We start from the raw sequence: 15,378 nt of genomic DNA, 5'->3' as shown, positions 1-15,378 counted from the left end.
GAAGGCTTGTTCACAGGTAGGGCGTGATTCCCGCTTCTGCTTCTGATTCAGCTTCTTCATGGACGAATGGCAGCATAAAGCGGAAGGTCGAGCCCCGTTCTTCTTCACTCTCCACAAAAATCGTTCCGCCCATCAGCTCGACGAGCTGCTTGCAGATGGCCAGTCCCAGTCCCGTTCCGCCATATTTGCGGTTAATGAACGGATGCAGCTGCGAGAAGGATTGAAAGAGCAGATTCAGCTTGCTGTCGGCAATTCCCACTCCTGTATCACGGACAGAAAATTCCAGCAGGTATTCCGGTGAACCCGGTAGCGGAATATTCTTCACCGACAAGGTTACGCTCCCACTTTCCGTGAATTTGAGCGCATTACCGACCAAATTGACGATGATTTGGCGCAGGCGGCTGGGATCGGTCTTCACTATGGCCGGAACGCTTGTATCCGCCCACCAGCGCAGCGCCAGATTTTTCTCTTCAGCTTTGGGGGTGAATAAATCTATAATGTTCTCCAGCATTTCGCGCAGATCAAATTTCTCCGACAGCAGCGGCATTTTGCCGGCTTCCATTTTACTGAAATCGAGAATGTCATTTAGAATTTGCAGCAGACTGCAGCTGCTGCTGCGCAGAATCTCGGCGTAGCCGCGCTGCTCCTCTTCCAGCTCTGTTTCCAGCAGCAGATCGGCCATGCCGATCATTCCGTTCATCGGGGTACGGATCTCATGGCTCATCATCGCCAGGAAATCGGACTTAGCCTGAGCCGCCTGCTCTGCTGATTCCTTGGCCCGGAGAATCTCCCGTTCATTGGTAATATCACTGAAAGAGCCCACTACACCGCAGATGATTCCTTTATGCAGAAGCGGTGCAATCCGGTAGCTAACAAAAAAGCTGGTGCCATCCTTCCGCCAGAAGATTTCATCCCCTCTACTGCGGGTGACACCATCCTGCAGGGTCTGCCAGATCGGACATTCATGCTGCTGGTACCTTGACCCGTCTCCACGGATGTGATGGATCACATCCATCAACGGAAGCCCCCTCAGCTCGTAGGGCTCATAACCCAGCATTTCTGCTCCCTCACGGTTGATAAAGAAGGTCCGGCCCAACGTGTCGAGCCCGAAGATTCCGGCTGCAATAGAATTGAATATCAGGCTAAGATGCCTGTCCTCTGACATCTCCAGCACCAGCTCTGCCTTCTGCTGCTCCTCTACCATAGCCAGTTCTATAAGCTCCTCTTCACGCCCCGGTGTCCGCTCATCCGTCCATTCCATGGGAGAAACTTCCCCGGTCAGGAGCCTGCCGAACCATTCCTGAAGCAGAAGAGGAAGAACACGGCTCTGGTCATATCGGATAATGGCGAATACGCCTGCGATCCCTTCTTCAGCTTTTACCGGCACATACGTAACCGCAGCCGGGCTGCTTCCGCGGCTCTCATCCGCCTCCAGTTCAAAGCCGGAGCCGATACCTCCGAGCGCTGCAGCAAAATGTTCTTCTCCGGGAGGTTCTGGCCGCAAACCAGACGATGGCTCATGAAGTTCCGGATCTGCGCCAGCGGCAACTTCAAAAGCACGGTTGCTGTCCACATAATATCCCTGCCTGTCCAGCACAATAATCAGGTCGGGGTGATGATCGTATAACGCTTTATAAGCACCTTCTTCCGAAAGCACCCGATCCAGAATAAAAGACCATTGTTTAGTCATAGCCCACCTCCTCTGCTGCTTCAATCCTGTATCTTCATCTATTCATTAACTGCGGATAAACTGTAGCCATAACTTCAATCTGTACTCCGCTCGAAAATTGCTGAATTAAGAACTATTATAGCAAAAAAACCGCAGTTGGTCGCCATCAAAACATTGATGCCAAACGGTTTTGCAGCAAAAAAGTCCCTCCGGCAGATGAGCAAGAACGGTTGAACCATCCTTAACCTCATCGCAGAGGAACTTAGGAAATGAAAACACTCAAAGCTGTACTTCCGGTTACCTTCAGGCAATATCCTTCTGTTCAATATTCCGGATCGACAGGTAAGCAATGGCTACGCCAAGCAGACTGAGGAAGATGGAGAACCCTACCAGATTACCCGGCTGGAAATTACCAAAATCGGAGGCACTCACGCTGACAAGCAACACTGCAGTAACTATGGTGGCTGGTACGGATTTCTTGCGCATTCCGATATATAAAGGAATTAGTCCAATCCCTGCCGCATATGCCGCATCTGCACCTATCCGGATCATCTCTCCAGGAATCACAGCCAAATCCAGCTGTCCCGGAATCGCATGGGTGAAAGAGTTAAGTCCGATCAGAAGAGCGCTAATCAGAACATCCGTTACAAAAATACTGATCAGTGTAAAGAGGAAAACGATGATAATTTTGGCACCTAAGAGCTTTTTACGGGAGATAGGGTACATAAAGAGCAAAGTAATGGTATTGTTCTTATACTCATCAATAACCAGCTTGCTCAGTACAACCGAAGCAAACACCACAAAGGTCGCCTTGACCAAAACATACAGGCCGGAGAACATCTCTGCATAAGTATTGAATTCCCCGCTGCCGCTGCCTTCAGAATCAACGTAAGTAAGCAGCAGCATAAAGACAAAAATTGCGAGGTTGGCGATGGCAACGCCTTTGAGCATACCTGCCAGTTTGTTTTTACGGATTTCCAGTTGTATCAGCTTAAGCAATGCCCTCACCCCCCATCAGTTCCACAAAATGATCTTCCAGCGAATGATTCTTTTTACTCAGGCTTTCCAGCTCCACACCCGCTTCTACCAGTGCTTTATTCAGTTCAAGCTGCTGTATGGCATCGTAAATGCGGATCGTCCGCGGGTCGAGCACCTTGAAGTTGGTGAGGCCCAGCTTGTGCTCCAGAACATACACCGCTTTGCTGCTCTCTCTGGTAATCAGTTCGATGTATTGCGTGTTCTGGCTGCGTATCGTATCCATCGCCACTTCCTCCAGCAGAATTCCGTCACGGATCATGCCGATGGTGTCGGCGACCTGTTCAACTTCACCCAGAATATGGCTGGAGATCAGCAGCGTCATTCCATATTCGCGGCTCAGCATGCGGAACACCTCACGCAGCTCCTTGATGCCCATGGGGTCCAGCCCGTTGATCGGCTCATCCAGAATGAGCAGCTCCGGTTTCGTCATGACTGCCCGGGCAATGCCCAGCCGCTGTTTCATCCCCAGGGAAAACTGCTTGACCGGCTTTTTGTCCACACCCTTCAGCTTCACCAGCTCCAGCGCTTCTTCCATGGCCTTGGCATCGTAGTAACCCATATACTCCCCGTGCAGCTGGAGATTTTCTCTTGCCGTCAGCTTGTCGTAGAATACCGGATATTCAATTATGCAGCCCATACGTTTCAGCATTTCATAGGAACGGTTTGTCATGAACTCGCCAAAAAATTCAATCTCCCCCGCCGTCGGCTTCACCAGATTGGTGATCATTTTCATCACCGTAGTTTTGCCCGCACCGTTAGGTCCCAGGAACCCGTAAATTTCGCCTTGCTTGATATTCATATTCACGCCTTTGACAGCCTCTTTGCCTTGATACTCCTTGGTTAAATCCCAAGTACGCAGTATGGTGGTCATTTCCGTTATCCCCTTTGGCTTCTTCGTTTGTCTTCCTGGTTCTTATTGTACACAGCGGAATTTTCTTTTTTATTACCTGATTCTTACGAAAATCTTAAGTTGCAGCCGTAAGTACAGGTTAAGCCGCCGGACCAGTATAGTTTTTAGAAGGTCAGCCTGCGAAAAGAAAGCGTAAATACCGTTTTGACGTAAGGTTTGCTGCGTAAGGTAATGCTGCCGTTCATCTGCTCCGTCAACCGTTTGGTGATGGTCAACCCAAGGCCGCTCCCCTGATAGTCACGGTTGCGGGAATCCTCCAGTGTGTAGAGCCGTTCGAAGACTTTATCCTGATGCCCTTCGGTGACGCCTTTGCCCCGGTCCCATACGTCTATGCACACCTGGTCTCCGGCGCTGTAGAGGGTGAGTCCAAGCACACCTCCGGCATCCCCGTAATTGATCGCATTAGACAACAGATTGGACAGCACCCGGTCCAGCGCCTCCTCGTTGCCCATCATGTACATCGCCTCATCCGGAATCCCAATCTCCACCTCACTGCCCTTGGCATTCAGGATATCGTAAAAGGAAAGAATGTTCCGCCGGCAGACCTCGCCCAGCTCCACCCGCGACAGCGCGATCTGCTTATCCCCGGACTCCAGCTTGGCCAGATCAAAAAAGCTGTTCATCAGCCGGATCACCTCTTCTGCCTTGGCATGAATCATCCGCAGAATATGCGCCTGCTCCTCTTCCGTTATATTCCCGTCATGGAGAATCGTTTCAATATAGCCGAGCACTACCGTCAGCGGAGTCTTCAGATCATGGGAGATGTTCGCCAGCATGCTGCGCATAGACTTCTCCAGCTTGGCCAGCTCGACCGCTCCCTTGTGATTGACGTCCAGCAGCCGGTTGAGATCAGTTAGCAGGGTTTGCAGATGAGGGTTGCTATTGAACAGAAGCAGCCTTTCGTGCGAGCCCCGGTCAATAATGCTCGTAAGTTTGGTGTGGATATAATCGAGCTGGCGGGAATGCTCCCGCAGACGCAGGTACTGCCAGAGGATCACGAGCAGCAGCAGCAGGATAGCCACACTCAAAAAAGCGATCATTCCAGCACATCCCCCAGCTTATAGCCAATGCCCCATAACGTTTTGATGTATTCCGGCTTTGACGGGTCATCTTCAATTTTTTCACGCAGTCTGCGCATATGTACATTAATGACATTCTCATCCCCGTAATAATCGTCTTCCCAGACGACGCTGTAAATCTGCGCTTTGGTGTACACCCGGCCGGGGCTGCTCACGAACAGCTTAAGAATCTGGAACTCCTTGGCCGTCAGCTTGACCTCTTCCCCGTTCTTCAGCGCCGAGAAATTATCGAGATCGACGGTGAGTCCACGCAGTGCTATCGTGTTGGCGCGCTCCTGAACGGCAGCTGTTTCCTGAACAGGACTTCCAGCAGCGGCATATCCTGCCCGCCGGATCGCCGCCTTCACCCGTGCCGCCAGCTCGATCATCGAGAACGGCTTCGTAATATAATCATCCGCGCCGAAGCCAAGGCCCAGCGCCTTGTCCACATCACTGTCCTTAGCCGACATGATCAGCACAGGCACCAGACTGTCCCACCGAATCGTCTGCAGCACATCGTTGCCGCTTCGTTTCGGAAGCATCAGATCCAGCAAAACCAGATCATAGGCGCCGCCGCGATGAAAAAGCTTTTCCGCTGCCTCACCATCAAATGCAGTCTCCACCTCATAGCCCTCTTTTACCAAATAAGAAAACACCATTCTACTAATATCTTCATCGTCCTCAACCAGCAGTATACGATGCGTCATGACTGAACCTCCCAGCAGCTCTAATAACCGTCTTGTTGTTAAAGTATAGCAATAGATTCCTTGATACAAAAGCAAAAATCAGCGGTTCCCCCGATCGGCATCATCGTTTATTCATAACCGCAACGGACTGGATTCATAGCCTTTACCCTCCTTATCATTGCTGGAAATGGCCGGATCTCTGTTAAAAGTATACCAATTGTCCGGTGCGGTTACTATTTCAGTTTCACTAAAGGTAACCCCGGTATGATGACCTTAACAACTTACATGATGAGGTGATGGTTCAATGATGAACATAAGAAAAAAACAACCCTGGAGTTTCAAACGCAAACTTCTGATCGTGATGATCGTGGTCCTCCTGAGTCTCGGCACGGTGATCTATAGCCTGGCAGACCGTTACTTGATCGAACATGTCGAAGTCGTCGTAGCGGATGACACAGCCACAGCCGGCGTAAGCACAGCAGCAGCCACAGTTGCAGCCGAGGTTAACGCGACTTCCGACGACTGGAGTTATTCCAGTGACGATATCCAGATCCAGATCGACCAGGTACAGACCGGGTCCGGTTCAGACCAGATCACTTATTTTGTCGCTGATGTCGTGCTTAAGGACGCAAGCAGCCTGCGCTCTGCTTTTGCCGACAGCAGCTTTGGCACGAACATCATAGAGGACACCTCAGAGATTGCCTCCAGCAACAATGCGCTCTTTGCAATCAACGGCGATTACTATGGCTTCCGCGAGGATGGGGTCATTATCCGCAATGGAACGGTGTACCGGGATGATCCGGTGCGGGATGCGATGGCGCTGTTCGATGACGGGACCATGAAGACGTATGACGAGGAAGAGATTTCTTCGTCCGATCTGCTGGCGCAGGGAGCCACCAATACCCTCTCCTTCGGGCCGATTCTGATTCAGGACGGCAACATCGTCAGTGATTTCAGCAGTGTCAAAATCGACAGCAATTTCGGCAACCGTTCCATCCAGAATGCGAATCCCCGGACCGCAATTGGCATGATCGCACCGAACCATTATGTGTTCGTTGTTGTGGACGGGCGCAGTGAAGGCTACAGCCGGGGCATGACCCTTGCCGAGCTTGCTGCTGTGATGTCGGATCTCGGAGCCACCGAAGCCTACAATCTGGACGGCGGCGGTTCATCCACGATGTATTTCATGGGACGGGTCGTGAATAATCCGCTGGGCAAAAATCAGGAACGCGGGGTCAGCGACATTCTTTATATCAAGGAGGGCGTAACCTCATGACGATCCTTATTCCGGCCTATGAGCCAGATAAACGACTGCTGGAATTAATTGTGCAGCTGCAAGAGTATCAGCTTGGACCGATCGTCCTTGTAGATGACGGGAGCGGCCCGGCTTACCGCGGAATCTTCGACATGGCCGAAGCCTTCGGCTGCACCGTCCTGACGCATGAGACCAACCTGGGAAAAGGACGCGCGCTGAAGACAGGCTTCCGGTATATCCAGGAGACCGGACTGTCCGGCTATGTAGTCTGCGCGGATAGTGACGGACAGCATCTGCCTCATGACATTAAACGGATTGTCGAGGTGCTCCAGAACCAGACCACGCCCGGAATTGTGCTGGGCAGCCGCCGGTTCAGCGGGACCATTCCCCTGCGCAGCCGTTTCGGCAACTCGGTGACACGGGCAGTCTTTTCCCTCACTACAGGCACCAAAATCTATGATACACAAACCGGCCTGCGCGGCTTCTCCTTCCCGATGCTTGACTGGCTGTGCCAGATTCCCGGGGAACGGTTTGAATATGAAATGAACATGCTGCTGACTGCCCATAGAGAGGGGTATAGCCTTACCGAGGAATATATTGATACCGTGTATCTGGAAGATAATAAATCATCTCATTTCCGGCCTCTGGTGGATTCCTTCCGGATTTATCTGCCAATTCTAATGTTCAGCACTTCATCGCTGCTGTCGGCCCTGCTCGACTTCACGCTGTTGTTCCTGTTCCAGAGTCTCAGCCACAATCTGTTCCTGTCAGTCGCCGCCGCGAGATTGTGCAGCTCCATCTTCAACTATTCCATGAACCGGAAATATGTGTTCACCGGTGGCAAGGCGTCCAGGCTCCAGGAGTCGCTACCCAAATACTTCGCGCTGGTCATTCTCGTGCTGCTGTTCAATTACGGGCTGCTCTATTTCTACAATGAAAAGCTGATCATCCCGCTTGTCGCCGCCAAGCTGCTGACCGAGGTTTCGATCTTCCTGTTCAGCTACTGGGCGCAGCGAAGGTTTGTGTACTGAGGCATGAAGAATTAAGAGGCTGTAAGACTTTAAGACTTTAAGGCTATACCTTTCGGGTTTGGCCGTGACTGCGGGGAATGTTTGGACTTCCGGCCGCTGTTATGGACCAATTTCCTGATTTCAAACCGCTGATCGCGGTAGAAATTGGTCCATAAAGGCGGACGCGTTCGCTCCTCCAGTTCCAAACTTCCCCTCCGTCACTTTCCCTTTTGGTGGGTTTCAGATCTAAATTCAAGTTCAAGCCCTAAGTGCACCAAGTCCTCATAGCTAGCTATGGAATCAGGAACATGCTCCAGCAGAGCCAAAGGCAGCGGAAACCGTAGGAAAACAGGCCTTCCCGCCTGAGCCGGAGAAGGATATCGTCTGGCACATCCAGCAGTATTCAACCATGCCGGGGGACTGGCAGCGTGACATCATGATAAGGCCTGTGGGTACCTACTCGAACGATCCGACTCTTCGATTACATACTCCAATTTACATGAACTCTATTTATCCAACTCCCGATTCATGGCATCATACTCCCTCCCCTCCTCCCATATACATTAAGAAGAACAGAACCGATCTAACGGAACCTCTGCGGTCTAGCCGGAATAGGTTGCAGCAAACACAGCAAGCTGGAAGGAGCGATGGATTCATGCCCGGGGATGAGATTAAAGCGCTGGAGCGGGCGATTGCCGAGATCACGGAGATTGCGACCGGATTTGGGCTGGATTTTTACCCGATGCGTTATGAAATATGTCCTGCCGATATTATTTACACGTTCGGGGCCTATGGAATGCCTACCCGATTTGGACACTGGAGCTTCGGAAAGACGTTTCACAAAATGAAATCGCAATACGATTTCGGACTAAGCAAAATCTATGAGCTCGTCATTAACTCCAATCCCTGTTATGCCTTCCTGCTGGACGGAAATTCGTTGATCCAGAACAAGCTGATTGTCGCGCATGTGCTGGCGCATTGCGATTTCTTCAAGAACAACATGCGTTTCTCCATGTCCAACCGGGATATGGTCGAGAGTATGTCGGCCACAGCCGACCGGATTGCCGGCTACTCGGTGACCTACGGAACGGATGCCGTGGAGAGCTTCATCGACTCTGTGCTGGCGATACAGGAGCATATTGACCCCAGTCTGATCCAGCCGCGCAAGCTGGGCAAAACCCATCTGCTGGAAGCCAAGATGAAGGAACGCAAGGATGCCCCAGCCGGCGGTACCGCTGCGCCAAGTCCTTATAGCGAGCTGTGGAATCTGGATCCGGCTTCAGCAGAGCCACAGGCAGCGGAAACCGCAGGAAAACGGGCCTTCCCGCCTGAGCCGGAGAAGGATATCGTCTGGTTCATCCAGCAGTATTCGACCGTGCTGGAGGACTGGCAGCGCGACATTATGACGATGCTGCGTGACGAAATGCTCTATTTCTGGCCGCAGATGGAGACCAAGATCATGAACGAAGGCTGGGCTTCGTATCGCCAAGGTGCTTACGCAAAAAGGCTCTCCATGAACGATGTAGCATCGTTTATGGAGAGCTTTTTTAATTGCTTGCAATTAACTGATACAATAAAAGGATAAAGCTGTCTTGAGGTGCCAGCCATGCAGTGGGAAGAATTTGAATGAGTTATCCCAGTTCATTCTAATTTCACAACTATACCATCCTCTGCAGGGTTATTTGTGCCCAAGTTACCCTTAAAAGCAATGGCAAGAACTTGATTTGTCATCAGCTCAATATTATTAATAACATCACACATTTCCTTTGCATTTTGTTCTTTGGCAAATAAATTGTCTAATATGCGGACAATTTCTTGCTGCTCGGAAAGTGAGGGGATCTGCAATGGGAGGGTTCTCATTGCTTTAAGCGAAAGATTTTTAATCGTACTGCCTGTAGCCATTAAATTAGCGTAGTCTTTAAACTCTTGGGTTTCTAAATAGTATCTAGTAAAGTGTTTATCTAATGTGTCAAGTACATTAAAGTAACACGCACTTTTACCTAAAATCACAGGTTCATCATTATATAAAGCTGTTTTCCCAAGAGTGCCATTAATTGATACAAAAACTGTCTGATTAGATAAGTTTTTTTTATGTTTCTTATACTCTTCCTCGTTCACCCTTTTAGTATCTGGCTTTAAAACTATTGAAAACCCATCAAAGTTATTTCCATTAATAAAATAAAAGTCCCCTGTATCTGAATATTTGGGCGTACCATGAATTCCATCACCCAAATATGATATATGTTCCTGAAGGGTACTTTTCACCCAACTATCTATTCCTATCCCATGCTGCTCTCGCCAATTCTTTGTTAGTTCCCCACGAAAAGCCTTATCCAAAATTGCCGCTCGACGAAGTTCAAAAGTTTCTTGAGCTTCTTTGATTAGTTGTTTGGCTTGATTGATTTTATTCAAGAGTTCTTCAACTTTGATAGCAATTCTTTCTTGTTCGTTCAACGGTGGAAGCGGGAATTTTATTGGATATATAGTTTTTCCCGATATAACAGGTTGAGCAGTAGAGTTGCTATATTGACCAAGATTTAGATTTTTTAGTAACCAGTATAAATAATTTATATTTAATTTGTTTTTATCGAAGTTCACAATAAAAGCATTGTCTGTTACCCAGGCATAGTTCTCTGATAAATGCACACTTCCACAATTGAACCCTACTCTTCCGACAATTATACTTGTTTCGGAAATATTATTTTCTTTATGAAATCCATTTACTCCATTACCACCATATACAGGATAGGGCCCATCAATCATTTGTTTTTTTGTAAGTGCTTCGCCAGATTTCACAGTTATTAAAAACCCCAGTTTCACCCACACCCAATTCTCAGGAATTGAATAAGGCTGCTCCTCCTCAGGTACCAGTGCCTCTTGCAGCAATTCCTCTGCTGTCTTTCCTTTATTCTTACTCATACCTTATACTCTCCACGTGCTTCCGCAACCTGAAGCAGCTCCTGGCGTTCTTCAGCAGCATACTCTGGCTTGTTTTCAACCGCCTTAAGCTCTGCAACAACCTCAAGAAGCAATGTCATTGCTTCATCCAGCTTCGCAATTGCTTCTTCCGCTGAATCAATCGGATCAGGCAGATTATCATAAGCTGACAATGACTCATCCGCGATCAGACCAATATCCAAACTGTCGTCCTTCTTGCGGATGTCCTCGCGAGTAAACACATTAAATCTTTCGTCCTGCACACTGCTCCGATCCTCAGCCGTATAAGCCTCCACAAACGCATCAAAATGCGCAGTAGTCAGCGGGGTCCGCTTCCCGAAACTCGGCATATTCGTCCGCAGGTCATATACCCAAACGTCCTTTGTACTATCCTTATCCATCTTCTCTCGTGTGAAGAACAGAACATTCGTCTTCACCCCTTGAGCGTAGAAAATCCCCGTAGGCAGCCGCAGAATAGTGTGCAAATTACACTTGTCCATCAAGTCTGCGCGAATCTTCGCACCTACTCCACCTTCAAACAAAACATTGTCAGGAAGAACAACCGCTGCGCGGGCCTTTCCGTTCGCCTTTAGCGCCCGATAAATATGCTGCAAAAAGTTCAATTGCTTATTGGAAGTCGTAAAAGTTAAGTCATCACGAGTTAGGCCTTCTCCACCTTGTTTGGTACCAAACGGTGGATTAGTCAATATCACATCGTAATTCTTCAAGCTTTTTCCAAGGTCAGAGAGCGTATCTCCAAGCATTATATCCCCATGAAGGTCATGAAGCATTGCATTCATCATCGCCAAGCGATGTGTATCTTTAACTAGCTCAACCCCTGTGAAAGCTTCGTTTCTTTGGAACTCAGCTTCTTTTTGACTCAACTCAAAATATTCATCTGTCTTACTCCGAATATAGCTATCCGCTGCAATCATAAATCCAAACGTGCCTGCGGCAGGGTCATTACAACGCTCGCCTGGTTTCGGGTCAACGAGCTTTACGATCATATCAATCAATGGACGCGGGGTGAAATATTGGCCCGCCCCTGATTTGGTTTCACTCGCGTTCTTCTCCAGCAGTCCCTCGTAAAGATCTCCCAGACCTTCCTCCTTGGCAGAATACCAATCAAGTTGATCAAGCGAACGCACGATTTTCTCCAGATTCTTGGGTTCATCAATGTTGGAACTGGCATTCATATAAATCTGCTTAATGATCTCGTGACCGTCTTTACCAAGATCAAGCAGTAGTTGGCGGTAATGGTTAGTTAGGTCCATTCCATGCCGTTCCTCTAATGAATCCCAGCGATATTGTTCAGGAATGATCCCCTCATTCTCTGTTTCCTTCATCATTTTAAGAAACAGCAGATAAGTAAGTTCCGTTACATATTGGTGATACGTGATGCCATCATCACGCAGTACATTACACAGGTTCCAAAGCTTTTGTACAATTTCCTGATTCCTCATGGTTTAAGCTTGCTCCTTCTGTCTGGTTGGATATAACGCAACATTTATTGTAGCAACAATCGCGTCCAATTGACCATCAAAAATTTTATTTAACTGCTTATAGCCACCTTTGCTGCGGAAAGGTTCCACATCGAATGCTTTTTCAGGATTCGGGTCTAACACCGATTCTTGCAGCAACTGCTTCTCTATCCGTTTCAGCCAATCTTTCTGCACCTTCGGCCATACTCGCATCTCATAAATCTTCTTCATGGCATTCTCGATCCGTTCTTCATGGCTGATGAGTGGATCACCGAGTGCCTGTTGACGGATAAAACTGATAATATCTGCGGCAATGTCCTGCTGCTTCACATCACGCCAAGCGGTTTGTAGATTTTTCTCGGTAAAACCTTTCTGATCTAGCGCCACACGAAGCTTCCGCAGCTCTTCACGGGTCAGATCATTCGGGCGGGTGCAGATAATATTCAGTGCTGGAATCAGGTTGAGGTTCTCACGGATAAAACCATTAAAACCTTCCAAATAATCCTCAGGTTTATTGGCATCTCCATAACCGCGTGTAACTCCGACCAGCTTATCCTTGTGATCCGAGATGAACTGACGATTGTGCCGCCCTCTGTTCTCTTCGATAAACTGAAGCAATTGCGGCTTGCTCAGCAAAGCTTCACTTACCTGCTCAGTACTTGCCTTCTTCACCTCATCAATAAACTCATCAATATTCTGCCCATCGGATAAAGCTTTGAAATCTTCATGATCCTGAAGCGTCCAGCTCTGCTTCTTCCGCTGCATCTTAGCCACAATCTCTTCCTGATGCGACTTGATGTGATGCTCACTCTTCATCTGCTTCAGCTCATCGACCAGGAGATCCAGGCTGACCTGAGGTCTAGTCACAACAGGTTTCATGTCTGTATAGGGCTTGAGCGATTCATAGATCCCGACGGCATCATAGATCATAAAATGATCCTTATCGATCTCATCACAGCGGCGGGTAGCCCGTCCCAGCATTTGTTCATACAGGATACGAGAGCGGACCCGCCGCAGGAAGACCACATGGGAGATACTCGGGATATCGATCCCCGTTGTAAGCAGATCCACAGTGACCACAATGTTCGGCAGCCGTTCATTTTTGAAGAGCTTAATGGCATGCAGCGGATCTTTAATTGAACCTGTGATTTTTAGAATCGCTCCATCATCTACTGGCCCGTAAACCTTCTCCAATTCTTCCTTAAAGATCCGAACCACCATATCCGCATGATCATCCGTTGCCGCAAAAATCAAGGTCTTTCCATCCGCTTCAGGGTCGATATATTCAGTGAGCGCCTCCAGCACCACACGATTGAAATTCTCCGTGATCACCGTCTTGTTGAACTGGGTTACTTCGAGGTTGACCTCATCTTCCAGCATTTCTTTCTCCACGGTTCCCAGGTCCACATTATATACCGCTACTTCCTCACCAATCTGCCACTTGATGCCGTTCTTCTTCAGTTCTGTTTCAAACTGAACAGGCGGCTCATGGTCGATCAGATAGCCGTCAATCACAGCTTCACGGTAGGAGTAGTTAAAGATTGCTTTGTCAAAAATCTCAACCGTATGAAGAGCTGGGGTAGCCGTAAGCCCGATTCGCACAGCGTCAAAATAATCCAGTACCTTCCGATACTTGCTCACATAATCGGCATGATCACGAAACTCCAGCTCGATCTCAGTCATTTCCTTATCTAGCGTGTAACCACGGTGAGCCTCATCCACGATGATGCAATCATACTGATCTACAGAAGGAATGCCCTTATCATCCTCACTATAAAACAGCCGCTTCACCATACCTTGAACGGTAGCAATCTGAACCTTCGTTTCCACATTCGGTTTCTTGGCATCCAGCGTCTGAAGCTCAAAAATCTCGGTAAACGAATGATAGCTCTCCAGCTTGGAATCCTTAAACGCCGCCTCAGCCTGACGGCCTAATGCTGAACGGTCCACGAGGAATAGAATTCTTTTAAAACGATTATGTTTGATCAAACGATAAATTAACCCGATAGCCATTCTTGTCTTGCCTGTACCTGTTGCCATGGCTACCAGAATTCTGCGCTGTCCTGCTTCTATCGCATGTTCCACTGACAAAATCGCATTCTCTTGATACTCACGCAGATGCAGGTAATCCAGTGATTCATCACGGAGATCCTTTGTCGCCTTATCAATGTCCTGCTGTAAAAGAGCTTTTAAACCTTCAGGTGAATACCACGTTTGTAGCACTCTGGCATGGTTCGTAGACTTGCGTGCATCCAGAAACCATATTCCAGATTTGTGTTCAAGCTGCTTTAAATAGGGACGCCCATTCGTTGCAAACAAAAACGGCACCTGATAATTTCCCCAGGGTCCATGAATGATTTCTTCACCGTGCTTAACTACATAAGAGGCATATTTCTTCGCCTGTTCAATGTCGGCTTGAACATCCTTGCTCTGACGTTTAGCCTCAACAATACCGATCAATTCCATTCCATAAAAAAGAGCATAGTCCGCAAACCCATTTTTCAGAGGCCATTCGGCTATAGCCAGGTACCTGCCTTTTTCAGGGCGGGTACCTGCGCTAAAACGCAGTTGTAATGTATCTGCCTCCCAGCCAGCCTGAACGAGCTTCTCGTCAATAATGATTCGGGTCTGGGCTTCAGTAAGCTTAAGAGCACTGCCTAACTGTCTGGCCTTCGTATGGCGTTTCTGCTTCTCGTCAGGGGTTTTGGTATCCTGCTGCTGAGTAAGTTTTAACAATTCCTGTTCCAACTGCTGTACCTTGGCATCATAGGAAGCGGCCAGCATCACAAGCTGCTCTTGATTTTGTGAATCCTCCACTTCAGAAGGTTCAACATACTCAGGCGCTATGAAGTCCCACTCACCGTACACCTGCATAAACCAAACGGATAAGCGAAAGGCCATGTTGAGCAATGCTTGGGCTTCCTCGGTCGTTCCGTAAATCCCTTCTTCGTGATTGGCTTTATTCCCAATCTTACGAATAGCATGGAGAATATCAAGAAGTTCTTCTGTCAGGAGATCTTCTTGCTTCAAAATCCTGAGTCTATCATCCTGAGTCGCTCTATCTGGTAACTGCATTTCTTCAAAAGCACATATGTATTTCGTTAATGTCTCCCCGAACATACGGAGCTTGATAAGAGAAGTGTTAGGGTCAATATAAACGTTCCGCTCCGCCATTTCGGCCAAATTGGATAGAATATTCCAATGGTTCGACAAGAAAGTGAAATTGCTGTTACTCATTCCATTCACCTCTGGATGATTTATTCTTAAAATGTAAAATGATTCATAGGAAAATATTCCTAAGTTCATAATAACATGTCTAAATACAAGGAGAGTA

Annotated in this window: 11 protein-coding genes; 3 read left to right on the top strand and 8 right to left on the bottom strand. The window is 48.3% G+C overall.

Annotation, left to right across the window (positions count from 1 at the left end; genetic code table 11):
* Window positions 1-10: 10 nt before the first annotated feature.
* The 5 genes from NSS79_RS09445 to NSS79_RS09425 all read right to left on the bottom strand — a co-directional run bounded on the left by NSS79_RS09445 (window position 11) and on the right by NSS79_RS09425 (window position 5,382).
* On the bottom strand, window positions 11-1,690 hold the full coding sequence (locus NSS79_RS09445) for an ATP-binding protein (protein WP_340893701.1): 1,680 nt from the start codon (window positions 1,688-1,690) through the stop codon (window positions 11-13).
* A 282-nt stretch (window positions 1,691-1,972) separates the two neighbouring features.
* The gene (locus NSS79_RS09440; protein WP_342439149.1) at window positions 1,973-2,677 is read right to left on the bottom strand and encodes an ABC transporter permease; all 705 of its coding nucleotides are present in this window, start codon (window positions 2,675-2,677) and stop codon (window positions 1,973-1,975) included.
* Window positions 2,661-3,578 carry an ATP-binding cassette domain-containing protein gene (locus NSS79_RS09435; RefSeq protein WP_342439148.1) on the bottom strand — a complete coding sequence of 306 codons (918 nt, stop codon included), beginning with the start codon at window positions 3,576-3,578 and terminating at the stop codon, window positions 2,661-2,663. Before NSS79_RS09435 ends, NSS79_RS09440 begins: the two co-directional genes overlap by 17 nt.
* A gap of 143 nt (window positions 3,579-3,721) precedes the next feature.
* Entirely contained in the window at window positions 3,722-4,657 is a 936-nt protein-coding gene (locus tag NSS79_RS09430; RefSeq protein WP_340893707.1) for a sensor histidine kinase, read from the bottom strand.
* Window positions 4,654-5,382: a response regulator transcription factor gene (locus NSS79_RS09425; protein WP_342439147.1), complete on the bottom strand. Its 729-nt coding sequence runs from the start codon at window positions 5,380-5,382 to the stop codon at window positions 4,654-4,656. Before NSS79_RS09425 ends, NSS79_RS09430 begins: the two co-directional genes overlap by 4 nt.
* A gap of 283 nt (window positions 5,383-5,665) precedes the next feature.
* On the opposite strand from NSS79_RS09425, the gene NSS79_RS09420 reads away from it, so the two are divergent.
* The 3 genes from NSS79_RS09420 (at window position 5,666) to NSS79_RS09410 (ending at window position 9,211) form a co-directional block, all read left to right on the top strand.
* On the top strand, window positions 5,666-6,637 hold the full coding sequence (locus tag NSS79_RS09420) for a phosphodiester glycosidase family protein (protein WP_342439146.1): 972 nt from the start codon (window positions 5,666-5,668) through the stop codon (window positions 6,635-6,637).
* Window positions 6,634-7,647 (top strand): bifunctional glycosyltransferase family 2/GtrA family protein, encoded by a 1,014-nt coding sequence (locus tag NSS79_RS09415; RefSeq protein ID WP_342439145.1) that lies wholly within the window; start codon window positions 6,634-6,636, stop codon window positions 7,645-7,647. The genes NSS79_RS09420 and NSS79_RS09415 overlap by 4 nt, the downstream gene beginning before the upstream one ends.
* Window positions 7,648-8,281: 634 nt before the next feature.
* A complete protein-coding gene (locus NSS79_RS09410; RefSeq protein ID WP_342439144.1) occupies window positions 8,282-9,211 on the top strand; it encodes a SpoVR family protein in 930 nt (309 codons plus the stop codon).
* A gap of 56 nt (window positions 9,212-9,267) precedes the next feature.
* On the opposite strand, the gene NSS79_RS09405 is transcribed toward NSS79_RS09410, so the two are convergent.
* The 3 genes from NSS79_RS09405 to hsdR are packed head-to-tail and all read right to left on the bottom strand — an operon-like array spanning window position 9,268 to window position 15,281.
* Window positions 9,268-10,545 (bottom strand): restriction endonuclease subunit S, encoded by a 1,278-nt coding sequence (locus NSS79_RS09405; RefSeq protein ID WP_342439143.1) that lies wholly within the window; start codon window positions 10,543-10,545, stop codon window positions 9,268-9,270.
* A complete protein-coding gene (locus NSS79_RS09400) occupies window positions 10,542-12,026 on the bottom strand; it encodes an N-6 DNA methylase (protein ID WP_342439142.1) in 1,485 nt (494 codons plus the stop codon). Before NSS79_RS09400 ends, NSS79_RS09405 begins: the two co-directional genes overlap by 4 nt.
* Before the next feature lie 3 nt (window positions 12,027-12,029).
* Window positions 12,030-15,281 carry a type I restriction-modification system endonuclease gene (gene hsdR / locus NSS79_RS09395; RefSeq protein ID WP_342439141.1) on the bottom strand — a complete coding sequence of 1,084 codons (3,252 nt, stop codon included), beginning with the start codon at window positions 15,279-15,281 and terminating at the stop codon, window positions 12,030-12,032.
* Between the last annotated feature and the right edge of the window lie 97 nt (window positions 15,282-15,378).

This window comes from Paenibacillus sp. FSL L8-0436 (assembly GCF_038593025.1).
Lineage (GTDB): Bacteria > Bacillota > Bacilli > Paenibacillales > Paenibacillaceae > Paenibacillus_AQ.
The sequence above is the reverse complement of the archived record's forward strand: the minus strand, read 5'-3'. Positions and strand labels throughout refer to the sequence as shown.